The following is a 20,383-nucleotide window of genomic DNA, read 5'->3' as shown; positions in this document are numbered from 1 at the left end:
GCATGGGATCAGATACCGCACTCTGGTCTGTACCAACCTCTTGCCCCGCGCCCTCCGGCACCGCAAGCTCCCCTCATGGAGCTGGAGTTGCGGCATCTCAGGACCCTTCGGGCCATCGCGGAGGCAGGCAGTCTGACCAGGGCGGCGACCGCGCTCGGGCTCGCGCAGCCCGCACTGAGCGCGCAGCTCAGGCGCATCGAGCGGGCCCTGGGCGGCACCCTGTTCGAACGGGGGCGGCACGGGGTGCGGGCCACCGCGCTCGGTGAACTGGTCCTGGAGCGCACCCGGATCGTGCTCCCCGCGGTCAGCGAACTGCAGCAGGAGGCGGCCGAGTTCGCCCGCGGACGCCGGGAGGGGGAGCGGCTGCGGCTCGGCGGCACCCACGGGCCGCTGCTTGGCGCCCTGGTGGACCGGCTCGCCGACGCCGCCCCCGGCACCAGCCTGACCACCCGCGCCTCCTGGTCGGAACGCGAACTGGCCGGTCTGCTCGCCGAGGGGCGCCTGGACTTCGCCCTCGCCGGTGCTTGCGGCTCCGCGCCCCCGCCCGAGGCCACGCACCTGGTCTGGGAGGAGATCGCCGTCGACCCGGTCTTCGTGATGCTCGCCGACGCCCATCCGCTCGCCCGGGGGCGGGAGATCGACCTGGCCGCGCTCGCGGACGAGGCGTGGGCGTGCGTCCCGGGCGACGGCTGTTTCGGCGACTGCTTCACCGCGGCCTGCGCCCGGGCCGGCTTCACCCCCCGCCGCATGTACGAGACGGACACCGCCTCGTGCGTCCACCTGGTGCAGGTCGGCCGGGCCGTGGGCCTGTGCCGGGCCACCTTTCCGTCGACGCCCGGCCTCACCACCCGCCCGCTCGCCGGTACCCCGCTGGTCTGGCGGCACCTGCTGGGCTGGCGCCCGGCCGGCCAGCGACCGGGCACCGCGGCCACGGTCCTCGCGCAGAGCCGCAAGGCGCACGAGGACGCGGCGGCGCGCAGCGACGGATACGCCCACTGGCTCGCGCACCGCGGGGAACCGGCGGCCACGGCACACCGCCGCGCCGGGCGCGCGTCCTGACGGCGCGCGGGCGAGCGACGCGGCCGCCATAACACCGGGGCAGGGGGTCGGCTGACGTCTTACGAGCGCGGGCGGGTGCTCCGTACGGTTTCCGGCACTCCACCGAATCCGAGGAGACCTCCCCATGCTCCAACGACACCTCACAGCCGGGTGCGCCGCCGCCGCGGCGGCGGGTGCCCTGCTCGTGGCCGGGCTCAGCGGCTCCGCGAGCGCCCGGCCGTCCGGCTCCCCGGCCGCGCCCACGGCGGCCGAGACGCTCCGCACCGACGCGGCCCCGCCCGCCCTGCTGCGGGCGCTGGAACGGGACCTGGGCCTGAACCGGCAGCAGGCCGAACGCCGCCTGGCCAACGAGGCGGAGGCGGGCGCCGCCTCCGGCCGGCTGCGGGCCGCGCTGGGCGCGCACTACGCGGGCGCCTGGGTGCGCGGCACGGAGTCGGACACCCTGACCGTCGCCACCACGGACCCGGCCGACGTTCCGGCGATCCGGGCCCGGGGCGCCGCCGCGCGCGTGGTGGACCACTCCCTGGCCGCCCTCGACGCGGCCAAGGCCCGCCTGGACCGGGTCGCCGCCCGGCGCGCCACCACCGACACCCCGGTCTGGTACGTCGACGTCCCGTCCAACGCGCTGGTGGTGCGGGCGGTACGCGCGGACGCCGCGCGCTCCCTGCTGGCGGCGGCCCGTGTCGACGCCTCACTCGCCCTCGTCGTGAAGTCCGCCGAGCATCCCCGCCCGCTGTACGACCTGCGCGGCGGCGACGCGTACTACATCGACAACAGCAGCCGCTGCTCGATCGGCTTCCCGGTGACCCGCGGCACCCAGCAGGGCTTCGCCACGGCCGGCCACTGCGGCCGGGCCGGCAGTACCACCACCGGCTCCAACCGGGTGGCGCAGGGCACCTTCCAGGCGTCCGTCTTCCCCGGCAACGACATGGCGTGGGTGGCCGCGAACGCCAACTGGACGGCGACGCCGTACGTCAACGGCTCCAGCGCGCAGGTCACGGGCTCCACCCAGGCCACGGTGGGCTCCTCCGTGTGCCGTTCCGGCTCGACGACGGGCTGGCACTGCGGGACGGTGCAGCAGCTCAACAGCAGCGTCACCTACCAGGAAGGCACGGTCACCGGGGTCACCCGCACCTCGGTGTGCGCCGAACCGGGCGACTCGGGCGGCTCGTTCGTCTCCGGCAGCCAGGCACAGGGCGTCACCTCGGGCGGCACGGGCAACTGCACGAGCGGCGGCACGACGTACTTCCAGCCGGTCAACCCGATCCTGCAGTCCTACGGGCTCACGCTGAAGACGACCGCGACCGGTCCCGGTGACCCGGGCGATCCCGGTGATCCGGGCGACCCGGGCGGCACCTGGTCGGCCGGCACCGTCTACCAGGCGGGCGCCACGGTGACGTACGGCGGCGCCGCCTACCGCTGTCTGCAGACCCACCAGGCCCAGCAGGGCTGGGAGCCGCCGAACACCCCCGCGCTGTGGCAACGCCAGTGAGCGGCTGACCCCCGAGGAGCTAGCGCCCGGCCGCCTTCGGCTTGCCGCAGAAGGCCGATTCCAGGGCACCGGCCAGCGTGTCCAGCACCTTGCCGTTGTTCGACGTGTTCGCCACGGCCGTGAGGCTCCGCCCGCCGTCCTTCGTGCTGAACGCGTACGTGTAGTACCCCTGCACCGCCCCGGTGTGCCCGTACACCGACACCCCGCAGGTCAGGTCACGCCGCCGCAGCCCGAGCCCGTACGCCGTCGTGCTGTTCACCTTGGTGAACCGCTCCATCTCCGCCAGCCGCGCCGCGGACATCAGCTTCCCCTTGAGCAGGGCGCTGTAGAAGACGTCGAGGTCGTGCGCGCTGGAGATGATCGCCCCGGCGCTCTGCGCCCAGGACACGGTCTGCGCAGTCGCGTCGACGAGCGGCGCGCCCGCGGTGTCCGACGTCAGGTAGCCGCGGGCGTACCGGCCCGGGATCGCGGTGTCCGGGTGGACGTAGAACGTGTCGGTCAGCTTCAGCGGCCCGATGATGCGGTCCTGGTACGCCGTTCTCACCGGCTGCCCGGTGAGCTTCTCGATGAGGAGCCCGGCGACGACGAAGTTGGTGTTGGAGTACGAGTAGGCGGCGCCCGGCGCGTTGGTGCGCGGCTTCTTCAGGGAGAGGGCGACCAGCTGGCGGTAGGTGAAGACCTTCTTCCGGACCGCCTCGAAGCCGGAGACGCTGCTGGCGAACATGTCGTTCGTGTAGTCGTACAAGCCGCTGCGGTGGCCGAGCACCTGGCGTACCGTGATCCGGTCGTCGGGCAGCAGGCCCGGCAGATAACGGTTGACCGGCGCGTCGAGCACGAGCCGGTGCTCGTCGGCGAGCTGGAGCAGTACGACGGTGGAGAAGGTCTTGGTGACACTGCCGATCCGGAACCGGTCGTCGGTGCTGATGGCGCGTCCGGTGGCGCGGTCGGCGACGCCGCGGGTGACCCGGTACGTCGTGCCGTGGTCGTCGATCCGGGCCAGCGCCCCCGGCGCGCCCTGGGCCACCGCCGAACGCAGCACCGCGGCCAGGCCCGCGGTGTCCGGCGCCGGCAGCGCCGCGGCCGCCGTGGTGTCCGGCCCTCCGGTCGCCGCCTGCGCCGGGACCGCGAGCAGCGACAGCGCGACCGCTCCGAGAACCGCTCCGCGTCCCACCGTTGCTGAGACCATCCCCTACCCACTTCCATCGGTCCGGTTTCTGATGCGATATCGGTCACATTCCCCCCTGGGAACCTAGGGGATGGAGGTGACGTCTCCACAGCCGACACACAGTCTGTGGGGCTCGTGGTCACTCTGTGGCGCCCATTCGTAAAGGATTGCCATAGAAGTTCGCGAAATGGATCATTCCGGCTTTACGCGCACATGACTGATCCGTAAGGGTTGTCCCCGGGGTCCTACCAGCCCCCGTGGCGCCCAACTGCGCCATGCCTCAAGGCGGTTGGTCACCCCGACCGCCTTCGAACGAAGGAACCCTGATCAGATTGCGTAGACCGCACATACGCACCGTGGCGGTCGCCGTCGCGGTGGCGACGGCTGCCACGGGCCTGGCCGGTACGGCCTTCGCGGGTCCCTCCACGGAGGTGGAGCGGTCCGCCGCCTCCGCCACGAACGCCACGCTGGTGGTGGAGGCGGCGCGCACCGCGGCCTTCGCGCACGCGTCGGCGACCGGCGTGTCGAAGGGTGACGACCTGCACGCGCAGGACGTCATGATCGACCCCGAGGGTGCCCGGCACGTCCGCTTCGTCCGCACGCACAACGACCTTCCGGTGCTCGGTGGCGACCTGATCGTCCACCTCGACCGGGGACTCGGCTACACGGGCGTGACCCGCGCCGCCGACCACGCCGTCAAGCCGGCCGCCGCCAAGGCCAAGCTGACCGCGGACCAGGCCGCCGCCAAGGCCGCCAAGGCCGCCAAGGGCGACGCGGGCAGCGCCCAGCTCGTGGTGGACGCCCGCGACGGCGCCTCCGCGCTGGCCTACCAGATCACCGTCACCGACAAGGACAACTCCCGCACGGTCGTCGTCGACGCGGTCACCGGCAAGGTGCGCAGCAACACGCCGACCCGGGACGAGTTCCTGTCGCCGAAGCTGCTCGACGCCCTGCGCGAGCGCGGCGAGACCGTCGACCCGGCCACCGGTGTCGGCTCCGCCTCCACCACGTCCGGCCTCGTCGGCTCGGGCGCCACCGGTGCCGCGGCCTACCCGTCGGCCGCCAAGGGCACCGGCAAGACCCTCTTCGTGGGCACCGTCGGTCTCACCACCACGCAGACCTCGCGCGGCCACTACCAGCTCAAGGACCCGAACCGGTACGGCACCGAGACGCGGGACGCCAAGGGCTCGTACACGGAGAAGTTCAGCGCCGGTTCCAAGCTGACCAACACCACCAACGTCTGGGGCAACGGCAAGACCACCAGCCGGGTCAGCGCCGCCGCCGACGCCCAGTACGGCATCACCAAGACGCTGGACTTCTACAAGTCCACGTTCAAGCGCAAGGGCATCCGCAACAACAGCAAGCCCGCGCAGGCGATGGTCCACTGGGGCAACAAGATCGCCAACGCCTTCTGGGACCCGACCTGCAACTGCATGCTGTACGGCGACGGCGACGGCCAGATGTTCAAGAAGCCGCTCGTCGTCCTCGACGTCACCGGTCACGAGCTGACCCACGGCGTGGTCGAGGCGACCGCCAACCTGCAGCCGACCTTCGTCGACTCCGACGGCAACCAGTACGGCGAGCCCGGCTCGCTGAACGAGTCGCTCGCGGACATCTTCGGCTCGAACGTCGAGTTCTACGCCAAGAACACGAAGGACACGCCGGACTACCTGGTCGGCGAGAAGCTGGGCCTCGCGCAGAAGTTCCTGCGCCGCCTGGACCACCCCTCGCTCGACAAGCTCGAGGGCACCATCGACTACTGGTCGCCGGACACCTACTACACCGAGGTGCACGCCGGTTCCGGTGTCTCGTCCCACGCCTACTACCTCCTCGCCGAGGGCAGCGGCAAGAAGACGATCAACGGCGTCAACTACAACTCGCCGACGTACCACAACATCACGGTCAAGGGCATCGGCCGCACCAAGGCGACCGCCATCTACTACCGTGCGCTCACCCGCTACATGGTCTCCACCACCGACTTCCACCAGGCGCGCATCGCGACCCTGAAGGCGGCCAAGGACCTGTACGGCGCGAACAGCACCGAGTACAAGACGGTCGACAAGTCGTGGTCCGCGGTCAACGTCACCGCCGCCAACACCCCGCGCGCCCACCACTGACGGACGCCGGAGCACACTCGCACCACCGGATGCCCCGCCTCGCGCGGGGCATCCGCATGTCCGGGGCCGGACGCACGCGCCAACAGGCTTCTCCGCAGCCGTCCGGAGCCTGCCCGTCGGCAACGGCCGCCTCGGCGCCCTCGCCACCCACGACCCCGGCCGGGAACTCCTCCTCGTCACCGACGTCACCCTGCGGACCGGCGGCCTCAACTACCGTACGGCCGCAGGTGAGCCGGGCCGGGACACCGGGTACGCACACACCATCGGCGCGCTGGGTGACAAGCTCCCCCTGCCCGTCGTGAGCCCTACGACCGGCCGGCTGGAGGAGTGGATGTCACCGGACGACCTCGGCGAGACCACCCACCGCCATCTCTCCCCGCGCGTCGGCCTGTTCCTCGGCGCCCGCATCCGGCCCGCCGGCTCCACCCCCGCCGGCGCTCCGGGACCTGGCCCGGTGAGCGCCCGGTTCGCACGCTGCCGGCGCGTCCTCGCCGTCCTGCTCACCGCCGTGGCCTGTCCGTCGGAGCACGCCGCCGGGGCCGCCGCGCCGCCCGGGGCCGCCCCCCGCGTCTCCGGCGTGGTCACCTGGGCGGCGAGCGCCGACCGCATGGGCGAGGGCACGGCCGGCCAGGGCTACCGGCTCGTCGTCCGCACCAGCGTCGGCGGCAGCGACCTGCGCGTGCGCTTCACCAACGCCTTCGGCGACCGGCCGCTGACCCTGGACGGCGTGTACGCCGGACTGCGCGCCCACGGAGCCGCGTTGCGGCCGGGCAGCAACCGGCCGCTCACCTTCGGCGGTGCCCGCACGGTCACCGTCCCGGCCGGCGCCGTCGCCTGGAGCGACCCGCTGCCCGGCAGGATCCCGGCCGGCACCGACCTGGTCGTCAGCCTGCGCACCCCGGACGCGGCGGGCCCGGCCACCGGTCACGGGATGGCGATGAAGACCTCGTACACCGGCCGGGGCGAGTACACCGCCGAGGAGAGCGGCGCCCACTGGACCGGGACCACCGGCTCCTGGTGGTACATCGACTCCGTCGCGGTACGGCCCGCCCGGTCGGCCGTCGGTGCCGTGGCCGCGCTCGGCGACTCCATTACCGACGGCTGGCACTCCACCGCCGACCTCGACCGCCGCTGGCCCGACCACCTCGCCCGGCGCCTGCGCGCGGCCGGCGCGCCCGTCCAGGGCGTGGCCGACGAGGGCGTCTCGGGCAACCAGGTCCTCGCGGACGGCGCCGGACAGTCCGCGCTGCACCGGCTGGACCGGGACGTCCTCTCCCAGCCCGGGGTGCGCACCGTCTTCCTCTTCGAGGGCGTGAACGACCTCAAGGCGCACACCGGTGTCACCGCGGCCGATCTCGTCGACGGCTACCGGGAGATCGCCCGGCGGGCCCACGCGGCGGGCGTCTGCGTGGTCGCCGCCACCGTCGCCCCGTTCAAGGGCTGGCCGGAATGGGACCCGGCCTCCGAAGCCGTACGACAGGAGGTGAACCGGTTCCTGCGCGGCAGCCCGGACTTCGACGCGCTCACCGACTTCGACCGCGTGCTGCGCAGCCCGTACGACCCCGAGCGGATCCTGCCGTCCTTCGACGGCGGCGACCATCTGCACCCCGACGACAAGGGCATGCAGGCCATGGCCGACGCCGTCGACCTGGACAGCCTCGACTGCGCCCGCTGACGGCCCCGCCGGCCGGATCACCCCGACCCGGCCGGCTCCGGTGCGATCAGACCCCGGCGGTAGGCCACCGCCACCGCCTCCGTACGGCTCGCGGCGCCGAGCTTGGCGAGGATGTTCGACACGTGCACGCTGGCCGTCTTGCCGGTGATGAACAGCTCCTCGCCGATCTGCCGGTTGCTGCGGCCCCGCGCGAGCAGCCGCAGGACGTCCCGCTCCCGCGCGGTCAGCGCAGCCGGCTCGGCGGAGGGGGCCCCGGCCCCGAGCCGGGCCCGGCGGACCAGCGTGTCGATGTCCTCCAGCAGCGGCGCCGCGCCCAGGGCGGCCGCCGTCTCCCGGGCCAGCCGCGCCTGTTCCGTCGCCTCCGCCCGCCGCTCCGCGGCCACCAACGCCCGCGCGTACCGCAGCCGGCACCGCGCCTGCTCGTAGCCGTCGCCGTACCCGAACGCAGCGACCGCCTCCGCCCAGGCCGCCGGATCCGGCCCGGACACCACCGTCGCCCACTCCGCCTCGGCACGGGCCAGCCAGGCCAGCCCCTCCGGCCCCGGTGCGCGGCCCGTCTCGTCCTCACCGGCCGTGACCCGCGCCAGCTCCACCAGTTCGGCCGCGAGCTCCGCCCATCCGGCCGGGTCCGCGTCGGCGCCACCCGTCCGGCGCGACTCCGTGACCCGGTCGGCGACCGCCGCCAGGCACAGCGCGGCCAGCCGGACCGCGACGCCCGGCCGCCGCGTCGTACCGTCACCGAGGGCCGTGACCGTCGCCCGCAACCGCGCGACCGCCCCCTCCGCGTCGCCGTCCCGTGCGGCCGCGTCGGTGAGCACGATCCCGGCGGCCAACGTGCCCATCCAGTCGAACGGCCCCTCCAGCAGCGCCCGGGCCCGCTCCACGGCGCTCTCCTCGCCGCGGGCCAGCGCCACGTACAGGGCGGGACTGATCGCGAAGGCGCCACCCGCCCCGGGCAGCCCCGGCGCGGCCTCGGCCGCCGCGCGCAGGCACTCGTCCCAGCGGCCCAGCGTGTACAGGACCAGCAGCTGGAGGTAGCGGATCTCCAGCGGATACACCGACGACAGCAGACCGGCCCGACGGGCCCGGTCCAGGCCGTCGGCCAGCACCGGCAGACACTCCGTCAGGTCACCGGACTCGAAGGCGCCCATCGCCAGGTGGAACACCGCGCGCGTCTCCACCGGCGCGTTCCCGGCGGCGCGGGCCAGCTCCCGGGCCCGCCGCAGACGCTCCCGGCCCTGCGGGGAGCGCCGGCCACCGCCCTCGGCGACCGCCAGCGAGATCAGCAGATCGGCCTGGGCGCCGGTCACGCCCAGCTCCTCGGCGACCCGCAGGGCCTGCCGGCCGACCCGCAGCGCGGTCGCGTCCTCGCCGATCTGCCGGGCCGCCGCGACATGCGTGGCCGCCGCCCACACCCAGGTCCGCGACGGCGGATCGGCGGGGATCATGTCGAGCGCCTCGCTGCTGTAGCGGAACGCCGCCGTCAGACGGTCCACGGTCAGCAGGTTCCCGGCCAGCGTGTACCGGACCCGGGCGGCCAGCTCGCCGTCGGTGTCCTGGCCGACCCCGGCGAGCGCCGCCCGGGTCAGCGCGACCGCGCGGTGGAACTCGCCGGCGTGGGCCGCGGCGGCCGAGGCGCGCAGGGTCAGCGTGACCCGGTCCAGTCCCTCCCCGGCGGGCCGGGCGGGCGCAGGCACCGACGGCCACAGGTCCACGGCGGCCTCCAGGTGCCGCAGTTCCTCGGCGGGGGCGCCCAGCCGCCGGGCGTGGTCGGCGGCCTCCACGCAGGCCCCGAGCGCCGCGGGCAGGTCGTGGCTCTCCCGGGAGTGGTGGGCGCGCTCCGCCGCGGTCTCCGGGGCCCGGCCGCCGGCCGCGAGGAGCCGCGCGTACGCGCCGTGCAGCCGGGACCGCTCGCCGGGCAGCAGGTCGGCGTAGACCGCCTCCCGGGTGAGGGCGTGCCGGAAGGTGTACGTGCCGTCGTCCCCGGGGAGCAGGAGCTGGCGCCCGACGGCCTCCCGCAGGGCCGCCTCCAGTTCCTCCTCGGGCAGCCCGGCCGCCTCGCGCAGCAGCGCGTGCCGCACCCGGCGGCCGGCCACGGCGGCGGTCCGCAGGACCTGCTGCGCGGTCTCGGACAGCTGCTCGACCCGGATGAGCAGCAGGTCGGCGAGCCCGCTGGGCACCCCGCCCGAGCCGGCGCCGGCCGCCAGCAGCTCCTGCGCGTAGAAGGCGTTGCCCTCCGCGCGGGCGACGATGCCGTGCACGACGGCGTCGGACAGCGGACGGTCCTCCAGTGCCCGCACCAGCCGGGCGACCTCCGGGTCCGGCAGGGGCCGCAGCTCCACGCGCTCCACGGCCGGCAGCCGGACCAGTTCGGCGAGCAGGGGCCGCAGCGGGTGGCGGCGGTGCAGGTCGTCGGCGCGGTAGGAGGCGAGGACCGCCAGCCGCCGCTCCGGGGCACCGCCCGGCCGGTGCGGCACGCCCCGGCTGAGCAGGAAGCGCAGCAGGTCCCGGGAGGACTGGTCGGCCCAGTGCAGGTCCTCCAGGACGAGCAGCAGCGGGGCCACCCGGGCCAGGTCGGCCAGCAGCCCGGCTACGTCCTCGAAGAGCCGGAGCCGCCCGTCCGGGCCGCCGGCCGCGTCCGGCCCGGCGCCCAGCAGCCGGTCCGCCGCCGGATGTGCGTCCAGCACGGCCGTGAACCGCTCGTCGGCGGCGAGCACGCCGAGGATCTCGGTGAACGGCAGATAGGGCAGGCCGACGTCCCCGAGGTCCACGCAGTGCCCGGTGACGACGGTCGTGCCCGTCCGTGCGGCCCGCCCGGCCACCTCGTCCAGCAGCCGCGTCTTGCCGACCCCGGCGTCGCCGGCGAGCAGCACCGCTCCCGCGGTCCCGCCCCGGGCACGCTCCAGCACGCCCGTGAGCCGGGCCAGTTCCTCGTCCCGGCCGATCAGCGGCGCTGTGGTGAAGGCGGTCTGCGACACGGCCTCATCCTGCCACGCGGCACCGACAACGCCGCCGGCGCCGAGGGCCGTGCCGCCCGCCGCGGCCTCAACGCAGCGTCTGCGCCCAGTCGTCCGGCACCCGGCCCGCCGGACCCGGCACCGGCTGGTCGGCGGGATGCCCGTTGGGCGGAGCGAGTTCGGGCCCGGAAGCGTACAACTCCTCGGTGGAGTAGTTCCAGAACCAGCCCTCGCCCGGCTCGAAGCTGCGGATCACCGGGTGCCCGGTGGCCCGGTAGTGGGCGGTGGCGTGCTTCGCGGGGGAGTCGTCGCAGCAGCCGATGTGCCCGCACTGCGCGCACCGGCGCAGGTGGAACCACCAGCCGCCCGCCTCCTCGCACTCCACGCAGCCCGTGCCGCTGGGCGGGACGCCGGGGTCGATTCCTTGGATGTGGGTCATACCGGCTCCTCGTCGGGCGTCTCCGCGGTCAGGGGCAGCAGCACCTGGAAGCGGGTGTCGCCGGGCACGGACTCGACCCGCAGGGTGCCGTGGTGCTTGTTGACGACGATCCGCCAGGAGATGTCCAGGCCGAGCCCGGTGCCCTCGCCGACCGGCTTGGTGGTGAAGAACGGGTCGAAGATCCGGTCCTTGATCTCCGGCGGCACACCGGGACCGGTGTCGCGGAACTCCACCAGCAGCCGCTCGTGGTCGAGCGCCGTCCGCACGGTCAGCGTGCCCTGGCCGCCCGCGCCGTTCATGGCCGAGACGGCGTTGTCCACGAGGTTGGTCCACACCTGGTTCAGCTCCGCCGGGTAGGCCGGCACCGCCGGGAGCGTGCGGTCGTACTCCTTGACGACCTCGATGCCCGGCCCGATCTTCCCGGACAGCATCAGCAGCGTGCTGTCGAGGAGTTCGTGCACGTCCACCACCCGGTACGGGGCCCGGTCCAGCTGCGAGTACTGCTTGGCCGCGTCGACCAGGTGCGAGATGCGGGTGGTGGAGTCCTCGATCTCGTTCATCAACAGCTCGGTCTCGACGGTGTAGTTGAGCCAGCCGACCGCTTTCGGCAGGATCTCCTCGCCCACCGCCGCCGCGACCTGCTCCAGCCAGTCCACGTCGAGTCCGGCCTGCACGAAGGTGGGCGCCACCTGCCAGCCCTGGTCGAAGCCGTGGTCCTCCAGCCAGTCGCTGAGCGTGTCCTCCCGGTCGCTGGCCTCCAGCGGGCTGAGCACCGGTGCCTTCGCCACCCGTTCCGCGGTGCGCTCCTGGATCTCGATCAGGCTCGCCAGGCAGTCCCGGGAGAAGGGCCCCTCGGCGATCAGGGCGAGCTTGTGCCGCATCTTCGCGACCCGCTCCCGCAGGGTCGCGGTGGCCCGCACCGCCGCCGCCGCGGGGTTGTTCAGCTCGTGCGTGAGCCCCGCCGACAACGTGCCCAGCGCCAGCAGCCGTTCCCGCTGCCCGATCATCGCCTGGGTGTTCTTCGCCCCGAAGAACAGCCCCTCCAGCAGGTGCACGGCCATCGGGAACCACTCCTGCATGACGTCCGCGAAGATGTCGGCCGGCAGCACGAAGAACCGCGTCGGCTCGGTGACCCGCATGGAGTTGTTGTAGACCTGCCGCACCCGGTCGCCGAGGTACGCCTGCATCGCGCCCGCGTACACGCCGGGCTGCGAGGTCCGGATCACCTCCACGTCGTCACCGCCGACCCGGCGGGACAGCACGACCGTGCCCTCGATCATCACGAAGAAGCAGGTGGCCGGGTCGCCCTCGGTGTACACCGGGCCGGGCTGGAACAGCTCCACCCGGCCCTGGGCGCACAGCCGGCCCAACTGCTCGGCGCTCAGCTTCTCGAACAGGAACAGCGAGCCGATCTCCCGCGGGCTGCACGCCACGATCTGCCCGCTCATGACTGCTCCAGATACCGGTGGACGAGCATGACGGCCATGGCTCCCTCTCCGACGGCGGACGCGACACGCTTGGCGGACTCCGCACGCGCGTCGCCCGCGACGAACACGCCGGGAACGCTGGTCTCCAGGTGGTACGGCGGCCGGTCCAGCTCCCAGCCGGCCGGCGGCCGCCCCTCGGCGGCCAGGTCGGGCCCGGCCAGGATGAACCCGCGCTGGTCGCGCAGCACCGTCTCGCCCAGCCAGTCCGTCAGCGGGGCGGCCCCGATGAACACGAACATCCACTGCGCGTCGACCCGTTCGGTCTCCCCGGTCACCGTGTGCCGCAGCGTCAGCTGCTCCAGGTGGTCCGAGCCGTGGGCCCGGTCGACGACCGTGTGGCAGCGCACCGAGATGTTCGGGGCCTCGCCGATCTGCTGGACCAGGTAGTGCGACATGGACGCCGACAGGTCCGGGCCGCGCACCAGCAGCGTCACCGACTTCGCGCCCCGGGACAGGTACATCGCCGCCTGTCCCGCCGAGTTGGCGCCGCCGACGATGTACACGTCCTGGCCCTGGCAGGAGGCGGCCTCGGTCAGTGCCGAGCCGTAGAACACCCCGCAGCCGGTCAGGTCGGTGCAGCCGGCGGCCTCCAGCTGCCGGTACTGCACCCCGGTCGCGAGGATCACGCTGTGCGCCGCGATCGCCGAGCCGTCCGCGAACCGTACGACCCGTGCGGCGCCGTTGACCTCCAGACCCGTCACCTCGCGGGCGGTCAGGATCTCCGCGCCGAACTTGGCCGCCTGCCGGCGCGCCCGGTCGGTGAGCTGGGCGCCGGAGACCCCGTCGGGGAAGCCGAGGTAGTTCTCGATCCGGGAGCTCTGCCCAGCCTGTCCGCCGGTCGCCGACCGCTCCACCAGCACGGTCCGCAGGCCCTCGGAGGCGCCGTACACGGCCGCGCCGAGCCCGGCCGGCCCGCCGCCGATCACGATGAGGTCGTAGAAGTCGGCCGTCGGTGTCGTCGCCAGGCCGACCCGCGCGGCCAGCTCCGGTGCCTCCGGCTCGACCAGGACCGTGCAGTCCGGGGTGATCACCAGCGGCAGCCGCTGCCCGTCCTGCCCGGCCGCCGCCAGCAGCCGCCGCCCCTCCGGCTCCTCCACCGAGTACCAGCGGTACGGCACCTGGTTGCGGGCCAGGAACTCGCGCACGTCCGAGGAGCGCGCCGACCAGCGGTGCCCGACGACCTTGGTGCTGGGCACCGGCTTGTAGGCGCTGTTGCGCCACGCGTCCAGCAGGTCGTCCAGGACCGGGTAGAGCTTCTCCTCCGGCGGGTCCCAGGGCTTGAGCAGGTAGTGGTCGAGGTCGACGACGTTGATCGCGTCGATCGCCGCGTTGGTGTCCGCGTAGGCGGTCAGCAGCACCCGCCGCGCCCCCGGGTACACGTCGAGGGCCTGCTCCAGGAACTCGATGCCGTTCATCTGCGGCATCCGGTAGTCGGCGAGGATCACCGCCACCAGGTCCCCGCGCAGCTTCAGTTCGCGCAGCGCCTCCAGCGCGGACTCGCCGGACTCCGCGCGCACGATCCGGTACGACTCGCCGTAGCGCCGCCTGAGGTCGCGGGCGACGGCACGGGAGACCCCCGGGTCGTCGTCCACGGTCAGGATGACGGTCCGCGCGGTCTCGGCGGCCTGTGCCATACGTCTCCCCACCCGAGTGTCGGATCCCCCGCCGGGTGTCGTGGGGACCACCTCGCCGGTTCCAGGCCATCGTATGTTCGGCCGGCCGGGTTGCGCTTGTCCGACGGAGACCACCGCTTGCCCCACAGCGCCCGCCGAGCGCGTCTGCCGTCCGGGAACCGGTGCGGCGGCCCGAGGGAAGAGATCATCATGACCGTGTGCGCCGGTGCCCGGCAGCGGGCACCGGTGTCCTGAGGACGCGACGACGAGGAGATCACGGATGACACGCCCGATCACGGCAGGGGTGGACGGCACGGAGGAGAGCCTGGCCGCGCTGGACTGGGCGGCCAGGGAGGCCGTGCGACGGGGCCTGCCGCTGCGCGTGGTGCACGCCTGGCGGTACGCCGAGGCGCTGGCCACCGCCGACCGGGACACCCAGCGGGGCTGGGTGTCGGACGGGGTGACGGAGGCCGTGCGCGCCGTCTCCGGGCGGCACCCGGGGCTGACGGTGACCACCGACGTGGTCGAGGGCGCCGCCGCGCACGCCCTGGCCGAGGCGGCGGCCGGGGCCGAGATGCTGGTGCTCGGTTCGCGCGGGCACGGACCCGTCGTCGGGTTCCTGCTGGGCTCGGTCGGCCAGCAGGTGATCGCGGAGGCGACCCGGCCCGTGGTCCTGGTCCGGGCCGGGGACCAGCCCACGGCGGAGGCGGCCGGCCGGGACGTCGTGGTCGGTCAGCACGGCGGCCCCGAGGACAGCGCGGCGGCGCTGCGGTTCGCGTTCGAGACGGCGGCGGCCCGCGGCGCGGCCGTCACCGCCGTCCGCGCGTGGACGCTGCCGCCGGTCTTCGCCTACAGCCCCGGTTCGCTCAAGCTGCTCGACGACGCGGGCGGCCTGGAACCGTACGAGAAGCAGGCGCTGAGCGAGGCCCTCCAGCCCTGGCGCGAGCGGTTCCCGGAGGTGTCCGTCGCCGAGCACGTGGAGATGGGCAGCGCCGGACAGGTGCTGCTGTCGCTGGCGGCCCGGGCCCAGCTGATGGTCGTCGGACGCCGGGCCCGGCGTACGGCGGTCGGCGCCCGGATCGGCTCGGTGGCGCACGGGGTGCTGCACCACGCGGAGTGCCCGGTGGCCGTCGTCCCGCACGAGTGAGCTACTCCGGCGTGGCCGGCTCCAGCGTGGTCCGCGCCTTCGGCAGAACGTTGTCGACGTAGTCCGCGACGGCGGTGTCGAGCCCTATGTCGTGCTGCGCGCGCTCGGACAGGTACCAGCGGTGTTCGAGGAGTTCGTGGTAGATCTCGGCCGGGTCCATGGAGCCGCGCAGCTCCGGCGGCACCGCCCGCACGGTCGGCCGGAACACGTCCCGCACCCAGCGGTGGGCGAGCACCTCGGGCCGGGCGGCGGTGGGGTCGCCGGGCGCGTAGTCGTCCTGGGTGGCCATCCAGCTCTCCAGGTCGTTCAGCAGCCGCCGCGCCTGGTTCTCCTCGGTGTCCAGGCCGGTGAGCCGCAGCAGCTGCCGCTGGTGGTGCCCGGCGTCGACGACCTTCGGCACGAAGGTGACCGTGTCGCCGTTCGAGGAGTGCTCGATCTGCATCTCGGCGACGTCGAAGCCCATGTCGTTCAGGCGGCGGATCCGGCGCTCGATGTAGTGGTACTTCCCCGCCGGGTACACCGAGGTGCGGGTCAGCTCCTGCCACAGCCCCTGGTAGCGGGTGCAGATCTCGTGGCCGAACTCGACCGGGTCGACGGACGGGTGCAGCGCGCCGGACGCCTCCAGGTCCAGCAGCTCGCCGCTGATGTTCACGCGGGCCAGGTCCAGGTCGTACTCCCGCTGCCCGGAGCTGAGCCGCGGGTGCAGGTCGCCGGTCTCGGCGTCGACCAGATAGGCCGCGTAGGCGCCCGCGTCCCGCCGGAACAGGGTGTTGGACAGCGAGCAGTCGCCCCAGGCGAAACCGGCCAGGTGCAGGCGGACCAGCAGCACGGCGAGGGCGTCCATCAGCCGGTGCATGGTCGCCGGGCGCATGGTCGTCTCGAACATCGACCGGTACGGCATCGAGCCGCGCAGGTGCCGGGTGATCAGCACCGGCTCCAGCGGGGCGCCGGCGGCGTCGGTGCGGCCGGTGACCACGGCGAGCGGGTCGACGGCGGGGATGCCGAGCCGGTCCAGGTCGCGCAGCAGCTCGTACTCGCGCAGCGCGGGCCGTTCGGCCAGCTCCTTGACGGCGACCACCTCGTCCCCGGCGTGCGCGTAGCGCACCACGTGCCGGGAGATGCCGCGGGGGAGCGGCACGAGGTACTCCTCGGGCCACTCCTCCAGCGGGGTGTCCCAGGGCAGGGCGAGCAGCAGCGCGGGGTGCTCCGGGTTCGTGGCGTTGATCTGCAAGGCCATGGCACGAACCCTAAGGCTCCGTGTGCCTGTTCGAGGAGCCCGTCGGTGCCCGTCGGTGCTAGGCGGCCCGCTCCCGGGCCTGCTCGGCCGCGGCCCGCACCGAGCCGTGGTGCACCGGGCCGTGCCCGGGCAGCAGGATGTCGCCGTCGAGCGCGCCGATCACGTCCAGCGAGGCCACGACCCGGGCGCGCTCGTGGTGGAAGAAGTCGTGCAGGATCTGCGGGCCCTCGACGCGCGAGGTCGCGTGCCCGCTGACCAGGGCGTCGCCGGAGATGACGATGCCCGCCCCGGGAAGGTGGTAGACGCAGTGGCCGTCGGTGTGGCCGGGGGTGTGCACGGGCACCGGACGGCCGGGCAGGTCCAGCGGCCCCTCGTTCGGGAACGGCTCGGGCGCGGTGACCGGGTTGTGCCGGGTGCCGCCCACCTGGACGACGTGCCGCGCCCAGGAGACGACCCCGGGCCGCCAGGCGTTGCGCACCACGTCGCCCATGGTGGCCTGCTGGAGGAAGTCACGCCGGGCGTGGGGCACTTCGGCCGGGTGCAGATACACCGGGGTGCCGTGACCGGCCCGCAGGTACTCGGCCGAGCCCAGATGGTCGTTGTGCGCGTGCGTGATCAGCACGGCGGCGACCGCCTCGGGTGAACTGCCCACCTCGGCGAGGGATTCCAGAACTCCCTGGCGGTCTCCCGGATAGCCGGTGTCCACCAGGGTGACGGCGTCCCCGTCCTTCAGGATCACCCAGTTGACGTGGTGGCCGTGCACCAGATAGATGCCGTCGGCGACTTGGTGTACCTCTGCCCGCATGTTCTCTCCGAGCCCGTGTGCGGCTGGTCGTGGGGGGACAGCCAACCAGATCCTCCGTGGCCCCGCGCAAGGGGCCCGCCCGCTCAGTGCACGCCGTGCGGCCGGAACTGGATGCTGATGCGCGGGCCCGTGGCCCGGCTGGTCTTGGGGACGCAGTGCTCCCAGGTGCGCTGGCAGGAGCCGCCCATCACGATGAGGTCGCCGTGGCCGAGGGGCCGGCGCAGCGTGCCGCCGCCTCCGCCGGCCGGGCGCAGCAGCAGGTCGCGAGGGGCGCCGACGGAGAGGATCGCGACCATGGTGTCCGCGCGGGCACCCCGCCCGATCCGGTCCCCGTGCCAGGCCACGCTGTCCCGGCCGTCGCGGTAGAAGCAGAGCCCGGCGGTGGTGAACGGCTCGCCCAGCTCCTCGGCGTAGTGCCGGGACAGGGCGGCGCGGGCCTCGTCCAGGACCGGGTGGGGGAGCGGGTGCCCGGCGCCGTAGAAGGCCAGCAGCCGGGGTACGGCCACCACGTTGTCGTACATCTTGCGCTGCTCCGCCCGCCACGGCACGGCCGCCGCGAGGTGTTCGAACAGCGCGTCGGCCCCGCTCAGCCAGCCGGGCAGGACGTCGATCCAGGCGCCGGCGCCCAGCTCGGTCCGGCGCAGCCCGTCGAGCGGGGCGAGCCGCAGCTCGTCGGTCTGGTCGAACAGGGAGCCCTGGAGGTGCGTGGACATGAGGCCAGCGTACTCCTTAATCGAAAATACGTTCCCATTCGATCAAGCCGTGCAGGTCCTCGCCTCTTTCGATACATCGATGTATCGGATACATTCGCGTATCGAACGGGGACCGGCGAGGGAAGACGCGAGGAACGGCACGCCGATGGACGACACACCGAAACGCGTCACCCGGCGCCGGGCCCGCACCCGGGCCCGGCTGCTCGACGCCGCGTTCGCCGTGTTCGCGGCCAAGGGCTTCGGACGGGTCTCCATCGAGGAGGTCTGCGAGGCCGCCGGTTTCAGCCGGGGCGCCTTCTACTCGAACTTCGCCACCCTGGACGAGCTGTTCTTCGCCCTCTACCAGGACCGCGCCGACCTCATCGCCGCCCAGGTGGCCGACGCGCTCGCCCAGGACGGGCCGGACCTGGACGTGCCCGCCGCCGTGGACCGGGTCACCGAGGTGCTGCTCCTCGACGTCGACTGGCTGCTGGTCAAGACCGACTTCCTGGTGCACGCCGCCCGTGACCCGGCCGTCGCCCGGGCCCTCCTCGACCACCGCGCCCGGCTTCGGCGGGCCGTCGCCGACCGGCTCGCGCGGGCCCGGGGCCACACCGAACTGCCCGCCGTGCTCGGCGACGCCGACGGCGCCGCCCGCGCGGTGGTCGCGGCCTACGACGGCGTGACCACCCAGTTGCTGCTGGACCGCGACGTCGACGCGGCCCGCGACTGGCTGGGGCAACTGCTCACCGCGCTGCTGACCGAGAGCAGCGGCACCCCCGCATGAGTCGAACACGGAAGGACACGGACGCCATGGCCACCAAGGACGCGGACGTCATCGTCGTCGGAGCGGGCCTCGCCGGCCTGGTCGCGGCGCACGAACTCACCAGCCGGGGCCGCCGGGTGGCGCTGGTCGACCAGGAGAACGCCGCCAACCTCGGCGGCCAGGCGTTCTGGTCCTTCGGCGGGCTCTTCCTCGTCGACTCGCCCGAGCAGCGCCGCCTCGGCATCAAGGACTCCCTCGATCTCGCCTGGAACGACTGGCAGGGCAGCGCGCAGTTCGACCGGCTCGCCGACGAGGACTCCTGGGCGGTGCGCTGGGCCCGCGCCTACGTCGAGTTCGCGGCCGGCGAGAAGCGGTCCTGGCTCCAGGGGCACGGCATCGAGCTGCTGCCCACCGTCGGCTGGGCCGAGCGCGGCGACCTGCGCGCCGACGGACACGGCAACTCCGTGCCCCGCTTCCACATCGCCTGGGGCACCGGCACCGGCGTGGTCGAGCCCTTCGTGCGCTACGCCCGGCAGGCCGCCCGGGACGGGCGGCTCACCTTCCACCACCGCCACCGGGTGGACGAGCTGGTCATCGAGGACGGCACGGCACGCGGCGTACGCGGCACCGTCCTCGCCCCCGACGACTCCCCGCGCGGCGCGGCCTCCAACCGCGACCGCGTCGGCGACTTCGAACTCGCCGCGCAGGCCGTCGTCGTCACCACCGGCGGCATCGGCGCCGACCACGACATCGTCCGCCGACACTGGCCCGAGCGGCTCGGCACGCCCCCCGCCGAGATGGTCACCGGCGTCCCGGCCTACGTCGACGGCCGCATGCTCGACATCAGCGCGGAGGCCGGCGTCCGGCTCGTGAACCGCGACCGCATGTGGCACTACACCGAGGGCCTGCGGAACTGGGACCCGATATGGCCCGGCCACGGCATCCGCATCCTGCCGGGCCCGTCGTCCATCTGGCTCGACGCCCTCGGCCGCCGGCTGCCCGACCCCTGCCTGCCCGGCTACGACACCCTCGGCACGCTCAAGTACCTGCGCACCACCGAGGACATCGCCGGCCACGACCACTCCTGGTTCATCCTCACCCGGAAGATCATCGAGAAGGAGTTCGCGCTCTCCGGCTCCGAGCAGAACCCCGACATCACCGCCAAGGACCGCAAGGCCGTGCTGCGCGACCGGCTCCTCGGCAAGGGCGCACCCGCGCCCGTCCAGGCCTTCCTCGACAAGGGTGCCGACTTCGTCACCGCGGGCAGCCTGGAGCAGCTGGTCGACAGGATGAACGCCCTCACCGGTGAGCCGCTGCTGGACGCGGCCGCGGTGCGCCGCCAGATCGAGGCCCGCGACCTGCAGATCGCCAACCCCTACAGCAAGGACGCCCAGGTGCAGGGCATCCGCAACGCCCGGCGCTACATCGGCGACCGGCTCGGCCGGGTCGCCACCCCGCACCGCCTCCTCGACCCGGCCGCGGGCCCCCTCATCGGGGTCCGGATGCACGTGCTGACCCGCAAGACCCTCGGTGGCATCCAGACCGACCTGGACTCCCGGGCGCTCGGGGCCGACGGCACCCCCGTCGAGGGGCTGTACGCGGCCGGCGAGGTGGCCGGGTTCGGCGGCGGCGGTGTGCACGGCTACAACGCGCTGGAGGGCACCTTCCTCGGCGGCTGCCTGTTCTCCGGCCGGGCCGCGGGCCGGCACGCGGCCCGGCACACCGGCTGACC

At 73.8% G+C, this 20,383-nt stretch carries 15 protein-coding genes; 7 read left to right on the top strand and 8 right to left on the bottom strand.

Features of this window, described 5'->3' with window-relative positions:
- Positions 1 to 75 precede the first annotated feature (75 nt).
- Positions 76 to 1,059 (top strand): LysR family transcriptional regulator, encoded by a 984-nt coding sequence (locus ABZ923_RS12875; protein WP_361470314.1) that lies wholly within the window; start codon positions 76 to 78, stop codon positions 1,057 to 1,059.
- A 124-nt stretch (positions 1,060 to 1,183) separates the two neighbouring features.
- Positions 1,184 to 2,551, top strand: coding sequence for a carbohydrate-binding protein (locus ABZ923_RS12870; protein ID WP_361470312.1), 1,368 nt, complete (start codon positions 1,184 to 1,186; stop codon positions 2,549 to 2,551).
- Between the two features lie 19 nt (positions 2,552 to 2,570).
- Here the strand turns inward: ABZ923_RS12870 and ABZ923_RS12865 are convergent, their stop codons facing one another.
- Positions 2,571 to 3,737: a serine hydrolase domain-containing protein gene (locus ABZ923_RS12865; RefSeq protein WP_361470310.1), complete on the bottom strand. Its 1,167-nt coding sequence runs from the start codon at positions 3,735 to 3,737 to the stop codon at positions 2,571 to 2,573.
- A gap of 311 nt (positions 3,738 to 4,048) precedes the next feature.
- On the opposite strand from ABZ923_RS12865, the gene ABZ923_RS12860 reads away from it, so the two are divergent.
- A complete protein-coding gene (locus tag ABZ923_RS12860) occupies positions 4,049 to 5,833 on the top strand; it encodes a M4 family metallopeptidase (protein WP_361470308.1) in 1,785 nt (594 codons plus the stop codon).
- Positions 5,834 to 6,287: 454 nt separating this feature from the next.
- The gene (locus ABZ923_RS12855) at positions 6,288 to 7,508 is read left to right on the top strand and encodes an SGNH/GDSL hydrolase family protein (protein WP_361470419.1); all 1,221 of its coding nucleotides are present in this window, start codon (positions 6,288 to 6,290) and stop codon (positions 7,506 to 7,508) included.
- A gap of 17 nt (positions 7,509 to 7,525) precedes the next feature.
- On the opposite strand, the gene ABZ923_RS12850 is transcribed toward ABZ923_RS12855, so the two are convergent.
- The 4 genes from ABZ923_RS12850 to ABZ923_RS12835 all read right to left on the bottom strand — a co-directional run bounded on the left by ABZ923_RS12850 (position 7,526) and on the right by ABZ923_RS12835 (position 14,025).
- A complete protein-coding gene (locus ABZ923_RS12850; protein WP_361470306.1) occupies positions 7,526 to 10,486 on the bottom strand; it encodes an AAA family ATPase in 2,961 nt (986 codons plus the stop codon).
- 67 nt (positions 10,487 to 10,553) lie between these two features.
- A complete protein-coding gene (locus tag ABZ923_RS12845; RefSeq protein ID WP_361470304.1) occupies positions 10,554 to 10,904 on the bottom strand; it encodes a UBP-type zinc finger domain-containing protein in 351 nt (116 codons plus the stop codon).
- Entirely contained in the window at positions 10,901 to 12,352 is a 1,452-nt protein-coding gene (locus tag ABZ923_RS12840) for an ATP-binding protein (protein WP_361470303.1), read from the bottom strand. Before ABZ923_RS12840 ends, ABZ923_RS12845 begins: the two co-directional genes overlap by 4 nt.
- Positions 12,349 to 14,025 carry an FAD-dependent oxidoreductase gene (locus ABZ923_RS12835; RefSeq protein ID WP_361470301.1) on the bottom strand — a complete coding sequence of 559 codons (1,677 nt, stop codon included), beginning with the start codon at positions 14,023 to 14,025 and terminating at the stop codon, positions 12,349 to 12,351. The genes ABZ923_RS12840 and ABZ923_RS12835 overlap by 4 nt, the downstream gene beginning before the upstream one ends.
- A gap of 259 nt (positions 14,026 to 14,284) precedes the next feature.
- On the opposite strand from ABZ923_RS12835, the gene ABZ923_RS12830 reads away from it, so the two are divergent.
- The gene (locus tag ABZ923_RS12830) at positions 14,285 to 15,151 is read left to right on the top strand and encodes a universal stress protein (protein ID WP_361470299.1); all 867 of its coding nucleotides are present in this window, start codon (positions 14,285 to 14,287) and stop codon (positions 15,149 to 15,151) included.
- A gap of 1 nt (position 15,152) precedes the next feature.
- Here the strand turns inward: ABZ923_RS12830 and ABZ923_RS12825 are convergent, their stop codons facing one another.
- From ABZ923_RS12825 to ABZ923_RS12815, 3 genes are all read right to left on the bottom strand, one after another.
- The gene (locus ABZ923_RS12825; protein ID WP_361470297.1) at positions 15,153 to 16,388 is read right to left on the bottom strand and encodes a DUF4032 domain-containing protein; all 1,236 of its coding nucleotides are present in this window, start codon (positions 16,386 to 16,388) and stop codon (positions 15,153 to 15,155) included.
- 58 nt (positions 16,389 to 16,446) lie between these two features.
- Entirely contained in the window at positions 16,447 to 17,193 is a 747-nt protein-coding gene (locus ABZ923_RS12820) for an MBL fold metallo-hydrolase (protein WP_361470296.1), read from the bottom strand.
- 83 nt (positions 17,194 to 17,276) lie between these two features.
- Positions 17,277 to 17,906 carry an alpha-ketoglutarate-dependent dioxygenase AlkB gene (locus tag ABZ923_RS12815; RefSeq protein ID WP_361470294.1) on the bottom strand — a complete coding sequence of 210 codons (630 nt, stop codon included), beginning with the start codon at positions 17,904 to 17,906 and terminating at the stop codon, positions 17,277 to 17,279.
- Between the two features lie 145 nt (positions 17,907 to 18,051).
- Here ABZ923_RS12815 and ABZ923_RS12810 point away from each other — a divergent pair, with 145 nt between their 5' ends.
- Both ABZ923_RS12810 and ABZ923_RS12805 read left to right on the top strand, forming a co-directional pair.
- Positions 18,052 to 18,672 carry a TetR/AcrR family transcriptional regulator gene (locus ABZ923_RS12810; RefSeq protein WP_361470292.1) on the top strand — a complete coding sequence of 207 codons (621 nt, stop codon included), beginning with the start codon at positions 18,052 to 18,054 and terminating at the stop codon, positions 18,670 to 18,672.
- Positions 18,669 to 20,381, top strand: a complete 1,713-nt coding sequence (locus ABZ923_RS12805; protein WP_361470290.1) for an FAD-binding dehydrogenase — start codon at positions 18,669 to 18,671, stop codon at positions 20,379 to 20,381. The genes ABZ923_RS12810 and ABZ923_RS12805 overlap by 4 nt, the downstream gene beginning before the upstream one ends.
- Positions 20,382 to 20,383: the final 2 nt, after the last annotated feature.

It is taken from the genome of Streptomyces sp. NPDC046881, from assembly GCF_040645015.1.
Classification (GTDB): Bacteria; Actinomycetota; Actinomycetes; order Streptomycetales; family Streptomycetaceae; genus Streptomyces.
This window is presented reverse-complemented; position numbering and strand designations above follow the sequence as displayed.

Excerpts from the sequence above, each read along its gene's own strand:
- ABZ923_RS12805 (WP_361470290.1), top strand. The coding sequence starts at position 18,669 with ATGAGTCGAACACGGAAGGACACGGACGCCATGGCCACCAAGGACGCG.
- ABZ923_RS12820 (WP_361470296.1), bottom strand. The coding sequence starts at position 17,193 with ATGCGGGCAGAGGTACACCAAGTCGCCGACGGCATCTATCTGGTGCAC.
- ABZ923_RS12810 (WP_361470292.1), top strand. The coding sequence starts at position 18,052 with ATGGACGACACACCGAAACGCGTCACCCGGCGCCGGGCCCGCACCCGG.
- ABZ923_RS12825 (WP_361470297.1), bottom strand. The coding sequence starts at position 16,388 with ATGGCCTTGCAGATCAACGCCACGAACCCGGAGCACCCCGCGCTGCTG.
- ABZ923_RS12865 (WP_361470310.1), bottom strand. The coding sequence starts at position 3,737 with ATGGTCTCAGCAACGGTGGGACGCGGAGCGGTTCTCGGAGCGGTCGCG.
- ABZ923_RS12830 (WP_361470299.1), top strand. The coding sequence starts at position 14,285 with ATGACACGCCCGATCACGGCAGGGGTGGACGGCACGGAGGAGAGCCTG.
- ABZ923_RS12875 (WP_361470314.1), top strand. The coding sequence starts at position 76 with ATGGAGCTGGAGTTGCGGCATCTCAGGACCCTTCGGGCCATCGCGGAG.
- ABZ923_RS12840 (WP_361470303.1), bottom strand. The coding sequence starts at position 12,352 with ATGAGCGGGCAGATCGTGGCGTGCAGCCCGCGGGAGATCGGCTCGCTG.
- ABZ923_RS12815 (WP_361470294.1), bottom strand. The coding sequence starts at position 17,906 with ATGTCCACGCACCTCCAGGGCTCCCTGTTCGACCAGACCGACGAGCTG.
- ABZ923_RS12835 (WP_361470301.1), bottom strand. The coding sequence starts at position 14,025 with ATGGCACAGGCCGCCGAGACCGCGCGGACCGTCATCCTGACCGTGGAC.
- ABZ923_RS12870 (WP_361470312.1), top strand. The coding sequence starts at position 1,184 with ATGCTCCAACGACACCTCACAGCCGGGTGCGCCGCCGCCGCGGCGGCG.
- ABZ923_RS12845 (WP_361470304.1), bottom strand. The coding sequence starts at position 10,904 with ATGACCCACATCCAAGGAATCGACCCCGGCGTCCCGCCCAGCGGCACG.